Annotated in this window: 15 protein-coding genes and 1 pseudogene; 9 read left to right on the top strand and 7 right to left on the bottom strand. The window is 76.0% G+C overall.

Annotated elements, in window-relative coordinates; all coding sequences use genetic code 11:
* From lepB to ACLQ22_RS08180, 4 genes are read left to right on the top strand one after another with little or no spacing between them, the layout of a single operon-like run.
* A complete protein-coding gene (lepB, locus tag ACLQ22_RS08195; protein ID WP_425691703.1) occupies nucleotides 1–621 on the top strand; it encodes a signal peptidase I in 621 nt (206 codons plus the stop codon).
* Nucleotides 622–669: 48 nt separating this feature from the next.
* Nucleotides 670–1164 carry an NUDIX hydrolase gene (locus tag ACLQ22_RS08190; protein ID WP_425691702.1) on the top strand — a complete coding sequence of 165 codons (495 nt, stop codon included), beginning with the start codon at nucleotides 670–672 and terminating at the stop codon, nucleotides 1162–1164.
* Entirely contained in the window at nucleotides 1158–1970 is an 813-nt protein-coding gene (locus ACLQ22_RS08185) for a ribonuclease HII (RefSeq protein WP_121396099.1), read from the top strand. The genes ACLQ22_RS08190 and ACLQ22_RS08185 overlap by 7 nt, the downstream gene beginning before the upstream one ends.
* Complete coding sequence (locus tag ACLQ22_RS08180) at nucleotides 1967–2290, top strand: DUF2469 domain-containing protein (protein WP_007075222.1); 324 nt, start codon at nucleotides 1967–1969, stop codon at nucleotides 2288–2290. Before ACLQ22_RS08185 ends, ACLQ22_RS08180 begins: the two co-directional genes overlap by 4 nt.
* Before the next feature lie 124 nt (nucleotides 2291–2414).
* Here ACLQ22_RS08180 and ACLQ22_RS08175 read toward each other — a convergent pair whose 3' ends face one another.
* Nucleotides 2415–3521 carry a sulfite oxidase gene (locus tag ACLQ22_RS08175; protein ID WP_425691701.1) on the bottom strand — a complete coding sequence of 369 codons (1107 nt, stop codon included), beginning with the start codon at nucleotides 3519–3521 and terminating at the stop codon, nucleotides 2415–2417.
* A 261-nt stretch (nucleotides 3522–3782) separates the two neighbouring features.
* Between ACLQ22_RS08175 and ACLQ22_RS08170 the strand changes: the two genes are divergently transcribed.
* Nucleotides 3783–4511 (top strand): murein hydrolase activator EnvC family protein, encoded by a 729-nt coding sequence (locus ACLQ22_RS08170; protein WP_425691700.1) that lies wholly within the window; start codon nucleotides 3783–3785, stop codon nucleotides 4509–4511.
* On the opposite strand, the gene ACLQ22_RS08165 is transcribed toward ACLQ22_RS08170, so the two are convergent.
* Complete coding sequence (locus tag ACLQ22_RS08165) at nucleotides 4399–5580, bottom strand: aminotransferase class V-fold PLP-dependent enzyme (protein WP_425691699.1); 1182 nt, start codon at nucleotides 5578–5580, stop codon at nucleotides 4399–4401. The two genes, ACLQ22_RS08170 and ACLQ22_RS08165, sit on opposite strands and share 113 nt — an antisense overlap.
* A 146-nt stretch (nucleotides 5581–5726) precedes the next feature.
* Here ACLQ22_RS08165 and ACLQ22_RS08160 point away from each other — a divergent pair, with 146 nt between their 5' ends.
* The gene (locus ACLQ22_RS08160) at nucleotides 5727–6311 is read left to right on the top strand and encodes a GNAT family N-acetyltransferase (RefSeq protein WP_425691698.1); all 585 of its coding nucleotides are present in this window, start codon (nucleotides 5727–5729) and stop codon (nucleotides 6309–6311) included.
* 124 nt (nucleotides 6312–6435) lie between these two features.
* Here ACLQ22_RS08160 and ACLQ22_RS08155 read toward each other — a convergent pair whose 3' ends face one another.
* Both ACLQ22_RS08155 and ACLQ22_RS08150 read right to left on the bottom strand, forming a co-directional pair.
* Nucleotides 6436–7380: a tyrosine-type recombinase/integrase gene (locus tag ACLQ22_RS08155; protein ID WP_425691799.1), complete on the bottom strand. Its 945-nt coding sequence runs from the start codon at nucleotides 7378–7380 to the stop codon at nucleotides 6436–6438.
* Nucleotides 7363–7566 (bottom strand): annotated as a pseudogene (locus ACLQ22_RS08150) (site-specific integrase); the annotation flags it as partial. The pseudogene ACLQ22_RS08150 and the gene ACLQ22_RS08155, both read right to left, overlap by 18 nt.
* A 494-nt stretch (nucleotides 7567–8060) precedes the next feature.
* Here ACLQ22_RS08150 and ACLQ22_RS08145 point away from each other — a divergent pair.
* Complete coding sequence (locus ACLQ22_RS08145; protein WP_416605534.1) at nucleotides 8061–8396, top strand: hypothetical protein; 336 nt, start codon at nucleotides 8061–8063, stop codon at nucleotides 8394–8396.
* Between the two features lie 26 nt (nucleotides 8397–8422).
* On the opposite strand, the gene ACLQ22_RS08140 is transcribed toward ACLQ22_RS08145, so the two are convergent.
* The 3 genes from ACLQ22_RS08140 to ACLQ22_RS08130 are packed head-to-tail and all read right to left on the bottom strand — an operon-like array spanning nucleotide 8423 to nucleotide 11551.
* Nucleotides 8423–9718, bottom strand: a complete 1296-nt coding sequence (locus tag ACLQ22_RS08140) for a DNA-processing protein DprA (RefSeq protein WP_425691798.1) — start codon at nucleotides 9716–9718, stop codon at nucleotides 8423–8425.
* Nucleotides 9628–11148, bottom strand: coding sequence for a YifB family Mg chelatase-like AAA ATPase (locus tag ACLQ22_RS08135; RefSeq protein ID WP_425691697.1), 1521 nt, complete (start codon nucleotides 11146–11148; stop codon nucleotides 9628–9630). Before ACLQ22_RS08135 ends, ACLQ22_RS08140 begins: the two co-directional genes overlap by 91 nt.
* A 43-nt stretch (nucleotides 11149–11191) precedes the next feature.
* Nucleotides 11192–11551, bottom strand: coding sequence for a YraN family protein (locus tag ACLQ22_RS08130; RefSeq protein ID WP_121396090.1), 360 nt, complete (start codon nucleotides 11549–11551; stop codon nucleotides 11192–11194).
* Nucleotides 11552–12268: 717 nt separating this feature from the next.
* Between ACLQ22_RS08130 and ACLQ22_RS08125 the strand changes: the two genes are divergently transcribed.
* Nucleotides 12269–13180 carry a hypothetical protein gene (locus ACLQ22_RS08125; RefSeq protein WP_425691797.1) on the top strand — a complete coding sequence of 304 codons (912 nt, stop codon included), beginning with the start codon at nucleotides 12269–12271 and terminating at the stop codon, nucleotides 13178–13180.
* A gap of 426 nt (nucleotides 13181–13606) precedes the next feature.
* Nucleotides 13607–14530 carry a 30S ribosomal protein S2 gene (gene rpsB / locus ACLQ22_RS08120; protein WP_425691696.1) on the top strand — a complete coding sequence of 308 codons (924 nt, stop codon included), beginning with the start codon at nucleotides 13607–13609 and terminating at the stop codon, nucleotides 14528–14530.
* Nucleotides 14531–14594: the final 64 nt, after the last annotated feature.

The following is a 14594-nucleotide window of genomic DNA, read 5'->3' as shown; positions in this document are numbered from 1 at the left end:
GTGATTGACGAGCAGACCGACAAGCCGCGCAGCTCCTTCTGGAAGGAGTTGCCCATCCTCCTGGGTGTGGCGATCCTGGTCGCGGTGCTGGTGCGCGCCTTCGTGCTGCAGACCTTCTTCATCCCCTCCCCGTCGATGGAGAACACCCTCCAGATCGACGATCGGGTGCTGGTCAACAAGCTGGTCTACGACTTCCGGTCCCCGCACCGGGGCGAGGTCATCGTCTTCAAGGCCCCCCTGGAGTGGAGCGCCAACCCCGACGGCGAGGACTTCATCAAGCGCGTCATCGGCGTGGGCGGCGACCACGTGGTCTGCTGCGACGCGCAGGACCGGTTGGTGATCAACGGCAAGGCCCTGGACGAGCCCTACATCTTCCCGGGGGACAAGACCGCCGAGGAGTTCGACATCACCGTCCCGAAGGGCCGGCTCTGGGTGATGGGCGACCACCGCGAGGCGTCGGGCGACTCGCTGGAGCACTGGCAGCAGTCCGGTCAGGACATCACCGTCGCCACCATCCCCGAGGACGACGTCGTGGGACGGGCCTTCACCGTCTTCTGGCCCGTCGGCCGGGCCACCTGGCTGAGCGTCCCGAAGCCGTACGAGGCCATCCCCGAGCCGTAGGGGTCGCCGGGCGTGTGCGTTGTCGGCGGCGTCTGGCAGGCTGGTGCGGTGACCGTCTACACCCCCCGGCGTGCGGCGCGCGTCCTGCTCGTCGACGCGGCGGGTCGGGTGCTGCTCTTCAGCGGCTCCGACCCGGCCCGTCCCGAGCACGGCCGCTGGTGGTTCACCCCCGGCGGCGGCCTGGATCCGGGGGAGACCTACCCCGGGTGCGCCGCGCGGGAGCTGGCCGAGGAGACCGGGTTGCGGCTGCCGGCGTCGGCCTTCGGCGCGCCCGTGCACCGCGACGTGACGGAGTTCCCCTTCGACGGCGTGTGGTACCGGCAGGAACAGGAGTTCTTCCTGGTGCGGGTGACGGGTCACGAGGTCGACACGGCGGGCTTCAGCGAGATCGAGCGGGCCAGCGTCGCCGCCCACCGGTGGTGGCCGCCGGACGAGCTGGCCGCCAGCGGCGAGCGCTACTACCCGCCGGACCTGCCGGCGGTGCTGGCCCGGGCGCTGGCCGCCACGGCCGCGCCCACGGCCGGGCAGGACGCGCCGTGCTGACGCCGCCGCGCACGGTGGTGCGCCGCGAGGGTGGGCTCTACGCGCTGGAGCGCGCGTTGCAGCGGCGCGGCTTCCGGCACGTCGCCGGGGCCGACGAGGCGGGTCGCGGCGCCTGCGCCGGGCCGCTGGTCGCCGCCGCCGCGATCCTGCCCGAGGGCCGCCGCGGCGAGATCGACGGGCTGGCCGACTCCAAGCTGCTCACCCCCGCCAGCCGGGAGCGGATCCACGACGAGGTGGTGGCCCGCGCGCTGGCGTACGCCGTGGTGGTGATCCCGGCCGAGGAGGTCGACGAGCGGGGCCTGCACGTGAGCAACCTGGCCGCGATGCGACGCGCGCTGGCGTCGCTGACGACCCGCCCCGACTACGTGCTGACCGACGGCTTCGGCGTGGACGGCCTCGACGTGCCGGGGCTGGCGGTGTGGAAGGGCGACCGGGTGGCCGCCTGCGTCGCGGCGGCGAGCGTACTGGCCAAGGTCACCCGGGACCGGATGATGGTCGAGTTGGACGGGGCGTTCCCGGGCTACGGGTTCGCCGAGCACAAGGGTTACATCACCGCGGAGCACACCGCGGCGCTGCGGGACCGGGGGCCGTGCCGGGAGCACCGGTTCTCGTACGTCAACGTGGCGACGGTGTCCGGTCGCGACGGCGCCCCACCCCGGGCGCGTCGGCCGGCGGACGTGCGGCGGGACGAGCCGATGGAGCGCTCCTGCCCGCCAGGGGGTACCGTCGGCGTGGCGTTGGGCGAGCAGCCTCAGCCTCCGGCGTCGGTGGGGGAAGATGTGGTCATGGAAGGCGGAGTGCGATGAGCGCGGAAGACCTCGAGAAGTACGAGACCGAGATGGAGCTGCAGCTCTACCGGGAGTACCGCGACATCGTCCGCCAGTTCTCCTACGTGGTGGAGACGGAGCGCCGGTTCTACCTGGCCAACCAGGTGGACCTGCACGTGCGCAACTCCGACGGCGAGGTCTACTTCGAGGTCGAGATGCACGACGCCTGGGTGTGGGACATGTACCGTCCCGCCCGGTTCGTCAAGAACGTCCGGGTGATGACCTTCAAGGACGTCAACGTCGAGGAGCTGGAGAAGCCCGACATCTCGCTGCCCGCCGACTCCGGCTTCGGCGGCTGACCCGCCGCTCCGCCGCCCGCCCGGTGGTCCCACCGCCGGGCGTACGAGCCCGTCGGCGCCCCCACCGCCGCGCGGCCGTCGTTCCTCTCCACCCCCGTCGTCCCTGTCGGCCCGACGGGCGGGTTCACTCCGACAGCACCACGACCTCGACGCGCTGCACGAGGTTGTTGGCGAAGCCGCCCCGGTTCCACGGCTGCTCGACCGGCTGGCTGCGGCCGGAGGCGTCGGTGGCCCGGGCCCCGAGGACGTGCCTGCCCGGTGGCGCCGTCCACTCGTACCGCCACCGGCGCCAGGCGAACTCCCCGCCGACCTGCTCGTCCAGGATGGCCGGTCGCCAACTGGCCCCGCCGTCGGTGGTCACCTCCACCGAGACGACCGGGGCGTGGCCGGACCAGGCGCGACCGTCCAGCGTGCACGGACCGGGCCGCAGCACGCGGGTGCGGGACATGAAGTCGGGGAAGCCGGGCGGCCGGACCAGCGCCCGCGGCTCGATCCGGGTCACCGGCACCCCGGGGTCGTCCGCGTCCCGGCGCAGCCGGTAGGCGACCGCGTTCTGGTAGCCGTCGAACGCCTCGGTGCGTACGTCGATCGCGCGCAGCCACTTGACGTGCGCCATGCCGTACCAGCCGGGCACGATCAGCCGCAGCGGGGCGCCGTGCTGCGGCAGCAGCGGAGCGCCGTTCATCTCGTACGCCAACAGCACCTCCTCGCGCAGCGCGTCGGCGGCCGGCAGCGCCCGCTGGTAGTCCTGCTCGACGCCGCGTTCCACGCCATGGTCGGCGCCCGTGAAGACCACGTCCACGGCGTCGGCGGCGATCCCCGCCTCGCGCAGCAGCGGCGCCAGCGGGGTGCCGGTCCACTCCGCGTTGCCGACCGCCTCGACCAGCCACGGCTGGCTCACCGGTCGGGGGTGCAGCAGGGCGCGCCCGTTGCCGGCGCACTCCAGCGTGACCCGGCGGGTGACCCGGGGCCGCTCGCGCAGCGCGGCGAGGTCGAGGGTCAGCGGCCGGTCCACCGCGCCGGCAACGGTCAGCGCGTGCGTGGCCGGGTCGACATCCGGGATGTCGTAGTGGATGAGCAGGTAGTGCAGGCCGGCCGGGGTCACGTCGTAGCGCAGCGCCTCCAGCGGGATGCCGTGGTTGCGGGCGGCGAGCTGCAACTCCTCGGCGGTGATCCCCTCGCCGGGATCCGCCACGCGGGAGGGCCGGCTGACGTCGTCCACAGTGGTCATCGAGGCCTCCCGGTGGGACGGCGGCGGCTCCGCCGTGTCGCCCGTCCCAGCCTAGGGCCTCGGCGGTGCCCGCCGCCGCTCCCGGGCCCGCCCGACGGGCCCGGCGTCCGTCGGCGGTCGCGCCGCCCCGTGGTCGGCCGGCCGCCGGCCCGTAGCAGGTCGGACCGCCCTCCGGTGGTCCGTCCACAGGACACCCGCCGTCCACAGGCGCGGGCGTCGCGGGGTGGCGGGGGCGGACACCCGCCGGGCAGGCTGCGCCCCATGCGACCAGCCACGCGTACCGGCGCCGCCGTGCTCTGCGCCGCCCTGCTGCCCCTCGGGCCGGCAGCCGCGCCCGCCTCCCCGCCGGTGTCGGCGGCGGTCCGGCCGCCCGCTTCCGCAAGCGCCGCGGCGTCGCCCCCTGGTGCCGCGCCGTCCCGCGCGGCGCGGTTCCGGTGGCCGCTCGACGGCGTCCCGCGCCCGGTGCGCCGGTTCGACCCGCCGCCCCGGCCGTGGCTGCCCGGACACCGGGGCGTCGACCTGGCCGCCGCGCCGGGCGCCACCGTGCGGGCCGCCGGTGCCGGCACGGTGCTCTTCGCCGGCCTGGTCGCCGGCCGCCCCGTCGTCACTGTCGGGCACGCCGACGGTCTGCGGACCACCCACGAGCCGGTGTCGCCGGCGGTCCGCCCCGGCGACCACCTGACCGCCGGGGCGCCGCTGGGCGCCCTCCTCGCCGGTCACCCCGGCTGCCCCGCCCCCGCCTGCCTGCACTGGGGGCTGCGACGCGGCGCCGACTACCTCGATCCGCTGGCCCTGCTCGGCCTGGGACCCGTGCGCCTGCTGCCGCTCGACGGCGCCGACCCCGCTGAGGGCGGGCTCGACGGCGCCGACCCCGCCCTCAGCGCTGGGCGAGCAGCGGGGGGAGCCGCACCGCGAGCCGCTCGTACTCGTCCGGCGTGTTGCAGACCTGGGCGCAGAGCCGCAGCCAGCCCCGTCCGTTCCAGGCCATGACGGCGACCTCGGTGGCGAGCCGCTCGGCGATCCGTTCCCGCAGCGCCCGCGCCGCCTCGAACGTGCTGCCCAGGCCCGCCGGCAGCGGCACGATCCGCATGGCGACCCCCGGCCCGCCGGGGTCCGGCAGGTCGGCGGGCGCCACCCCGAGCGCGTCCCCCAGCACCCGCTGGCCGTACGCCGCCAGCGCGGCGTTGTGGCCGCGTACCCGGTCCACGCCGAGGCTGCGCAGCGTGAACAGGCCCACCGGCGCGGCCAGCCAGCCCGTGTAGTCCTGCGTCGCCGCCCACTCGACCCGGCGGGGGAACCCCGACTCCTGCTCCCACGAGACGACCAGCGGCTCGATCCGTTCCCGCCACGACGGGGCGACCACCAGCACGGCGGTGCCGCGCGGCGCGTACGCCCACTTGTGCAGGTTGCCCACCCAGAAGTCGGCGCCGACGTCGCTGACCGGCGTCGGCAGCATGCCCGGGGCGTGCGCGGCGTCGACGAGGACCGGAATCCCGTGCTCCCGGGCGACGCCGACGATCGCGGCGACGGGGAAGAACCGGGCGGTGGCCGAGGCGAGCTGGTCCACGACGAGCAGCCGGGTCCGGCCGGGGCGCAGCCCGGCGCGGACGAGCTGGACGATCTCCTCGTTCGAGGCGGTCAACCCGACGGGCAGCACCCGGGCGACCGCCCCCGTACGCCGGCACTCCCGCGCGATGGAGAGGCCGACCGCGCCGTAGCCGTGGTCGGTGGCGAGCACCTCGTCGCCGGGGCGTAGGCCGAGCGACTGGAGCACCACCGCCACGCCGGTGGTCGCGTTCGGGACCAGGGCGGTGCCGTCCGGGTCGGCGCCCAGGAAGCCGGCCAGGTGCCGGCGGGTGTGGATGATCCGGTCGACCAGGCCCTGCGTGAAGAAGCGCAGCGGGTTGGCCTCCATCTCGTCGCGCAGCCGCTGCTGGGCCCGCTGCACGGCGATCGGTACCGCGCCGAACGAACCGTGGTTCAGGTGGCTGACCGCCGGGTCGAGCGAGAAGAGCAGGCGGGCTGCCGCGATCGGCTCGGGCGGCTGCGGGAGGCTCACCCGGTGATCGTAGCGACCGGTCGATCTCCCGCCGCCGTTCCGCCGGGTACGGTCCGTCGGGCACGGCGGTCGGGACGCCCGTCCGGGACACGGTTTCATCGAGCCGATGCCGGTAGACCGTCCTCGATCCCGGAGAATCGCTGGTCATGGACGTCGAACTGCGCTGGCCGACCGCCGCCGACCGGCAGCTCCGCGCCGAGGTGCACCGGGTGCTGCACGCGGTGGCCGAGCGGGGCGGTGCGATCGGGTACGCGGTCCCGCCCGGCCGCGCCGAGACCGACGCATGGCTGGACGGGGTGCTCGGTCTCGTCGCGGCCGGCGACGCCGCGCTGGTCCTCGCCGTGCTCGACGAGCGGGTGGTGGGCACCGGGACGTGGCGGCGCGGTCCGAAGCCGATCTTCACCCACTACGCCGACCTGGAGAAGGTCACCGCACACCCCGCCGCCCGTGGCCGCGGCATCGGTCGGCTCGTCACCGGCGCGCTGATCGACGACGCCCGCGAGGCCGGCATCGAGACCCTCGCGCTGGGCGTGCGCGGCAACAACCACGGTGCCATCGAGCTGTACGAGCGCCTCGGCTTCCGCGAGTGGGGGCGGCTGCCGAACGTCATCGAGGTGGGCGACGAACGCTACGACGACGTGCGGATGTGCCTGGACCTCGGGCGCGAGCCGCACGTCGTGCTCCGGGGCTCGGCCCCCGACGGGCCGGGTTCGTCGCCGCGCCGGGCCTGAGCACCCGGCCTCCTGCCTGACAGGTCGTCGTCTGCCGGTTGCGGAACTCGGCCGTGTCCACCCCACGGGCGTCCGGCCGCCGACCGTGCCACGCGGGGCGCGGGGTGACCCGCGACGGCGGGACTCAGGCGCGGGGATGGGCCTGGCGGTAGGCGGCGCGGAGCCGCTCCACGGACACGTGCGTGTAGATCTGGGTGCTTGCCAGGGACGAGTGCCCCAGCAACTCCTGCACCGCCCGCAGGTCGGCGCCGCCCTCCAGCAGGTGGGTCGCCGCCGAGTGCCGCAGCCCGTGCGGGCTGATCGGGGGCAGGCCGGTCGCCGCCGCGTACCCGCCGACGATCCGCCGTGCCGTCGTCGGGTTGAGCCGTCCGCCGCGGGCGCCGAGCAGCAGCGCGTCGCGGGAGTGCGGTGCGGCCAGCGCCGGCCGGCCGTGGCGCAGCCACTCGTCGAGCGCCCGCTGCGCCGGCACCCCGTACGGCACGGCGCGTTCCCGGCCACCCTTGCCGAACACCCGCACGACCCGTCGCGCGTGGTCGACGTCGGCGACGTCGAGGCCGCACGCCTCGCCGATCCGCACCCCTGTGCCGTAGAGCAGCTCCAGCAGCGCGCGGTCCCGCAGCAGTACCGCCTCGGCGCCGCCGTCAGCCGCAGGGGGAGGACCCGACGACCCGGGCGACGCCGGCCCGGACCCGTCGTCGGTGGGCGACGCCGGTCGGGAGCCCTTCCCGTCCGGCGACGACCGCTGGGGGCCCTTTCCGTCTGGCGACGACGGCTGGGAGTCCTCCCCGGCGGGTGACGAGGGTCGGGAGTCGCCCTCGGCGGGTGACGAGGGTCGGGAGTCGTCCTCGGCGGGTCGGGACGGCGGCCCGGCCGGGGCGAGGCGGCCCGGCGCTTCGACCAGGGCTGCCGCCTGGTCGGCGCGCAGCACGGTCGGCAGGTCCCGGTGGGCGCGCGGGCTGGACAGGGCGCCGGCCACGTCGGCGGGGAGCAGCCCGGCGCGGTGCGCCCACGCGCTGAACGTCCGCGCCGAGGCCGCCCGGCGGGCGAGCGACGTCCGTGCGGCACCCATCGTCCGCTGCTTCGCCAGCCAACTGCGCAGCACGGCGAGGTCCAGCTCCGGCAGTCCGGCGCAGCCCATCCGGTGGGCGTGGTCCAACAGCGACACCACGTCGCCGACGTACGCCCGGACGGTGTGGGCGGACCGGTTGCGCACTGCGGCGAGGTGCCCGGCGAAGTCGTCCACCGCCTCCCGCATCGCCGGTGGGAGAGCCTCGTGGGTCGCCCGGGTGCCGTTCGCCTCCCGGCTCACCGCGATCCCCTCGCAGCCGCCCGCCGGGTGCCCGGCATGCCTCGCATGGGCCCTGCCGCCCCGCCAGGACGGGCCAAGCGCGCCGCCTGGCCGGGCCGCACGGGAAGCCGCACTCCTCGGTACACCTTGGCGCGGATCGAGGCCGTGGCGTCGGTGGGCGGCGGATCCTCGGGCGGCACGGGACCAGCCTACGGCCGGCCGGCGCCACCGGCAGGGCACCGGGCCGTGGCCGGGCACCGGTCGCCCGGCGTCACCGGCAGGGTGCCGGGGCGACCGGGAGGTGACCGGCCCGGCTCGCTCGTGGGTGCTTCCGGCACGGACGCGCGGCCCGGGTGGTGGATCGGGTGGGCCGGTGCGCGCAGACTTGTCGTACCAACGGGTGAGGGCCCTGGTCGTGGTCGCCGCGCGACGGGATCAGGCTCGACGAAGGGGGGCCGGACATGGGGGTGGACGTCGTCCTCTACCGGGTGGTCGGGGTGGGCTCCGACCGGCGTCGCCTCGTGCCGGCCGAGGTGCTGCCCGACCCCGACGACGTGCTGCTGAACCTCGTCCGGCGGGTCCGTGGCGCCGGGCGTACCCCGCTGCTCGACCGGGTGGATCCGGTCGGCGAGCTGGTGGTCCCCGCCGGCCAGACGCCGCAGCTCCTCGCCGAGGTGCGCTGCCTCGCCGAGGTGGCCCGGTCGACGCCCGAGCTGACGCACGTGCGCCGGCTGGACCGGTTGGCGCGGCGCTGCCGGCAGGACCGCGCGATGGAGATCCGCTTCGAGGGGGACTGACGGCGGTTCGCGGCCCGTCCGGCGGTTCACGGTCTGTCCGGCGTCGCCGGTCGCCCGGCGGCCGCGTTCCGGGCCGGTGGGGGCGCGAGGGCGTACCCGTCGTCGCGGCGGAGCACCAGGGCCAGTTCCTCGAGCATCGACAGCTTCCGCAGCGCGGTACGGACGGGCACCCCGGCCCGCGCGGCGAGGACGTCCACGCCGACCGCGCCCCGGCGGGGCAACGCCTCGACGACGGCCCGTGCGTCGTCGTCGAGCAGGTCGGCCGGCTGCTGCGGGCCGCGCGGTACGGGCGCCAGGTCGCCGATCCGCCCGACCTCCTCCAGCACCTGCGCGACGCCGGTCACCAGCCGGGCCTTCGGATAGTCCCGCAGCGTCTCGTGCGCGCCGACGGACATCGCCGACGTGACCGGGCCGGGCACCACCATGCTGGGTTTGTCCAGGGCGAGCGCCCGGTGGGTGGTCTGGGTCGCGCCGCTGCGGGCGGCCGCCTCCACCAGCACCGTGCCGAGGGTGCCCGCCGCGATCACCCGGTTGCGGATGAGGAACCGGGGCCGGAGCGGATCGGCTCCCGGCATCCACTCGCTGACCAGCAGCCCGGTGTCGGCGATCCGGTCGAACAGTGCCGCGTTGCCCATCGGGTAGGGGCGGTCCACCCCGCAGGCGAGCACCGCCACGGTGAGCCCACCGGCGTTGAGCGCGCCCCGGTGGGCCGCGGCGTCGATGCCGAAGGCTCCGCCCGAGACGACGGTCCAGTCCCGGTCGGCCAGCCCGTAGCCGAGTTCCGTGGCGACGTGCGCGCCGTACCCGGTGGCGGCGCGGGCGCCGACGACCGCGACGGACCGGTCGAACGCCTCCGCGAGCGGCCAGGAGCCGCGTACCCAGAAGCAGAGCGGCGGGGCGGTCTCGACGTCCACCCGCCGGTAGGCGCCGGGCAGCCGGAGCCGGCGCAGGTCGTCGACCCGGACGGGCCACTCGTCGTCGCCGGGGACGACGAGCCGGGCGCCGAGCCGGTCCGTGCGGGCCAGCGCCTCGGCCGCGACGGCCCGGGCGTCGCCGGCCGCGCAACGGGCCGCCACGGTGTTGCGCAGCGTCTCCTCCGGTGCGCCCCCGTCGAGCAGCAGGTCGAGCGCCCTCGTCGGGCCGAGCCGGTCGACCAGCCGGTGCACCGACCAGGTGCCCGGCTCGGCGAGCCAGGTGAGTGCCACCCTGGCCAGGGTCTCCTCGTCGGTGCTCACGTCGCGTCCCCCGTTCGCAGTTGGATGGCCTCCCGGACGTCCTCCCGGTCGGGGCGGTCCCGACCGTCTAGATCCGCGACCGTCCAGGCGAGGCGGATGATCCGGTCGAAGCCGCGGGCCGACAGCGACCCGGCGTCCAGCCGGGCCCGCAGCTCGGCCGTGTCCGGCCCGGGCAACCGCCAGGGCGGGCGGCGCAGGTAGGGGCCGGGTATCTCGGCGTTGAGCCGGTGGCCGAGCACCGCCCAGCGCGCGGCCGCCGCCCGCCGGGCCACCGCCACCCGCGCGGCGACGGTGACGGACGCCTCGCTGTCGACGGTGGCCTCCATCAGCTCGGCCGCCCGGACGGGCGGTAGCTTCACCTGTACGTCGATCCGGTCCAGCAACGGCCCGGAGAGCCGGCTGAGGTAGCGCCGCCGGGCCTGCGGCGGGCACTCGCAGTACGCGTCCCCGGCCGGCTTGGCGCACGGGCACGGGTTGGCCGCCAGCACCAGCTGCGTACGGGCCGGGTACTCGGCGCCGCCCCGGCTGCGGGCCAGCCGGACCCGGCCGTTCTCCAGCGGCTGGCGCAGCGCCTCCAGCGCTCCCCGGCTGAACTCGGGCGCCTCGTCGAGGAAGAGCACGCCCCGGTGGGCGAGCGAGATCGCGCCGGGGCGGGCCAGTCCGGAACCGCCGCCGACCAGCGACGGCACCGTCGCCGTGTGGTGCGGTGCCTGGAAGGGCGGGCGGCGCAGCAACCGGCCGCCCGGCGGCAGCAGCCCGGCGATGGAGTGCAGCGCGGTGACCTCCAGCGCGGCCTCGTCGTCCAGCTCGGGCAGGATCGACGGGAGGCGCTCGGCGAGCATGGTCTTGCCGGCTCCCGGCGGCCCGACCAGCGCCAGGTGGTGCCCGCCCGCCGCGGCCACCTCCAGCGCCCTGCGGCCCAGCCCCTGCCCGGCGACCTCGGCCAGGTCGGGCCCGCCGCCGGCCGGCGGCGGCCCGTCGGACTCCGGCTCGATCAGGGGCGAGCCGTCGCGGATGAAGCTGACCAGCCGGTGCAGCGTGTCGACCGCCCGGACCCGGACCCCGGGGACGACCGCCGCCTCGGCGGCGTTGCCGGCCGGGACGATCACCTTTCCGACGCCGGCCCGGGCGGCCGCGGCGACCATCGGCAGCACACCGCGCACCGGCCGGACCGCGCCGTCGAGGCCCAGCTCGCCCAGGACCACCACGTGTTCCAGGGGCAGCAGCGGCAGCTCGCCGGAACCGCCCAGCAGGGCCGCCGCGATCGCCAGGTCGAACGCGGAGCCGAACTTCGGCAGGTCGGCCGGCAGCAGGTTGAGGGTGATCCGCCGGTTGGGCCACCGCTGACCGGAGTTGACCACGGCCGCGCGGACCCGGTCCCGGGCCTCGTGCAGGGCGGTGTCCGGCAGCCCCGAGATGACCACCGCCGGCAGGCCGGCGGCCAGGTCGGCCTCGACCTCCACCAGGTGCCCGGTGACGCCCACCAGGCCCACGCAGAGCACCTTCGCGTAGCTCACGACGCCGCCCGCCGTCGCTCGACGCCGGACCCGGGCCCGGCCATCAGAACGCCCCCTTGAGGTGCTCGACCCGGGCGGCGCCGGCGCCGGTGAGGCGTACCGAGACGACGTCGAAGCGCACCTCGTCGGCGGTGGTGCCGGTGTCGGCGAGCCACCGGGCGGCGAGCCCGCGCAGCCGCCGCGCCTTGGCGGGTACGACCGCCTCCGCCGGCGGCCCGAACTCGTCGGTGCGGCGGGTCTTCACCTCGCAGAAGGCGAGCACCGGCCCGTCCCAGGCGATGATGTCGATCTCCCCGGCCGGGCAGCGCCAGTTCCGGGCCACCGGGCGCAGTCCCGCCCCGATCAGGTGCCGGACGGCGCACCGCTCCCCGTACGCGCCGACCGCCTGGTTCCGCTTCGTCATGTCCGGCACGGTGCACCCGGCGGGCGGGCAGCCGCCGCCCCGCGCCCCGGAAACTGTGGATGACGGGGGCACTGTGGACGGACGGACGATCATGCCCTCGTCGTGCTACGCGGCCCGCCCCGCTGGACCGCCGCCAGGAGCCACGCGGTGCACTCGCTGAGCTGGGTCTGCCCGCCGCCGCCCCCGCCCGTCGCCGTCTGCGACCGGCGCCACGCGGTGACCGACGCGCGCGGGAGCGCGGGTGTCCCGGGGGGCGAATGGCGCCCGTGGAGCCGGTCGCATACGGTGCCGGACGTGGACGGACGTGGACGGAACTTTGTCGAAGATCAGGAGTCGCGCTGGTATCCGGCCGACCGCGACCGCGACCGTGACCGTGACCGTGAGAGCGGCTACGGGGAGGCGGACTGGCGCGGTCCGGCCGAGAGCCGATACCGGGACGACGACCTGAACGCCCCCGAGCAGCGCCGGGCCGCGGAGGACGACCGCTACGGCGACTCCAGGGGGACCCGGCGCGGTGAACCAGGACGCTTCGGCGCGTCGGCGGAGCCCGACTCGGGCCGCTTCGCAGCCGTCGAGCCCGACTCCGGGCGCTTCGCGGCCGTCGAGCCCGACTCGGGGCGTTTCGGGGCCGTCGACACCGACCGGGGGCGCTTCGGCGGACCGGAGGACTCGGGCCGGTTCGCGGCCACGGGACGGGAGGACCCGGGCCGGTTCGCCGTGACGGGACCGGAGGATTCCGGCCGGTTCGCCGTGACGGGACCGGAGGATTCCGGTCGGTTCGCCGTCACCGGCCCCGAGGATTCCGGCCGGTTCGCCGTCACGGGATCGGAGCCCGGAAGGTTCGGCGAGGGCGATTCGGGGCGCTTCGCGGCGGTGCCGCCGCTCGGGGACGCCCGGTCGGAGACCGAGGGATACCGGGCGAGCCGCTCGCGTCGGGCCGAGGCGGACCCGGACGTCTCCGGTGAGCTGCCCGCCGACCGTCCGGGCCGGCGGGCCGCCCGGGAATCGAGGGAGACCCGCGACGCGCTGTCGACGTCGGGCGTCGACGCCCTGGCCGGGGCGGGACCCGTGGAGCGGACCGCGGAGCCCACCCGCCCGGCCCCGCTGGGCGGCTATCCGATCGTCGCGCCAGGTCGGGTGGCCGAGGCCGCGAACCCGGCGGAGACGCCGGTCGACGAGCAGGTCCGGCCGGTCGCGCCCCCGAACCCGTTGGAGATGCCGACCGGGCCGATGCCGCCGATCGCGCCCCGCGGCGACCTCGCGCCGGGGGAACTGCCGGCGTACCCGCCGGTGGTCGCCCCGCACCCGGGAGCGCCGGCGGGCGACGGGGTCTACCGGACCCGGCGGCCGGCGCTGGCCGCGCTCTTCACCCTGCTGGTCCTGGTGTTCGAGGTGCCCGCGATGCGGGTGCTGATCAGCGGCGTGACCGGCGACCCGGTCTCGGCCGCCGACGTCGTGGTGGGGATCTTCCTGGTCTGCGGCCTGCCGATCTTCGCGATCGGCCTGTACGGGCTGCGCACCGGCGGGCTGTCGCTGGCGGAGGGGAGCCGGGGCTGGCTGCGCCCGCCGACGGCGTACCTGACCGTGGGCCTGGTGCTCTTCGTCGCCGCCGCCCTCGCGGTCGGCTGACCCTCGACCGTCGGGACCTGACGCCCTCGGGGCCTACGCCGTCGGGACCTGACGCCCTCGGGGCCTGACGCCGGCGGGGTCCGACGCCGCGCCTGACGCCCTCGAAGAGCGCTCCGCCTGAGGCCATCCGAGCGCACTCCGCCTGGCGGCGAGCACCGGCCCGGGCGGGCGCGCCGAGTGCCGGAAATGGGCGTTCCGACCCCTTCCCCGCACCCGAGGCATCGGGGGCGGGGAAGGGGCGTACACTGGTCGACTGGCGACCGCCTCGCGCGGTCGACCTCGCGCGCCCTCTCCACGAGCCGTCGTGGGGCGACGGCCTCCCTGGTCCCGATCTTGGTCGGGCCCGCCATGGCCGCCGACCGGGCGCCAGGACGCCCGGCCGCCTGGCCGGGCGGGACAACCAGGGACCACGAGGAGTACCCCACCATGGCCGTCGTGACCATGCGTCAGCTGCTGGAGAGCGGTGTCCACTTCGGGCACCAGACCCGGCGCTGGAACCCGAAGATGAAGCGTTTCATCTTCACCGAGCGCAACGGTATCTACATCATCGACCTGCGCCAGACCCTCGACTACATCGAGAAGGCCTACTCGTTCGTGCGCGGGACCGTCGCCGAGGGTGGCAGCATCCTCTTCGTCGGCACCAAGAAGCAGGCCCAGGAGGCCATCGCCGAGCAGGCGACCCGGGTCGGTCAGCCCTACGTCAACCACCGCTGGCTCGGCGGCATGCTGACCAACTTCCAGACGGTCTACAAGCGGCTCCAGCGGATGAAGGAGCTGGAGGCTCTGGGTGACCTGAGCGGCACCGCCGCCGGCTACACCAAGAAGGAGACCCTGCAGCTCTCCCGCGAGAAGATCAAGCTGACCCGCACGCTCGGTGGTCTGCGGGACATGCAGAAGCTCCCGGCCGCGATCTGGGTGGTCGACACCAAGAAGGAGCACATCGCCGTCGACGAGGCCCGCAAGCTGGGCATCCCGGTGATCGCGGTGCTGGACACCAACTGCGACCCGGACGAGGTCGACTTCCCGATCCCGGGCAACGACGACGCGATCCGCTCGGCCGAGCTGCTGACCAAGGTCGTGGCCGCCGCCGTCGCCGACGGCCTGATCGCCCGTTCCGGCCGTCGTCGTGGCAGCGACGAGAAGCCGGAGCCGGGCGTCGCCTCCGACGAGCCGCTGGCCGAGTGGGAGCGCGAGCTGCTCGAGGAGCCGAAGAAGGCCGACGAGCAGGCCCCGCAGGCCGAGCAGGCTCCCCAGGCCCCGCAGGCCGAGCAGGCTCCCCAGGCCGAGCAGGCCCCGCAGGCCGAGCAGGCTCAGCCGGCCGAGCAGCCGGCGACCGCCGCCGCGGAGTGACCGCACCGCCGCTTCCCCGCCGCCCGTTCTCCCGGGCGGCGGGGAGCGGCAGGTACGCCGGGCA

It is taken from the genome of Micromonospora sp. DT178, assembly GCF_049841695.1.
In the GTDB taxonomy this organism is placed as follows: Bacteria; Actinomycetota; Actinomycetes; order Mycobacteriales; family Micromonosporaceae; genus Micromonospora.
The sequence above is the reverse complement of the archived record's forward strand: the minus strand, read 5'-3'. Positions and strand labels throughout refer to the sequence as shown.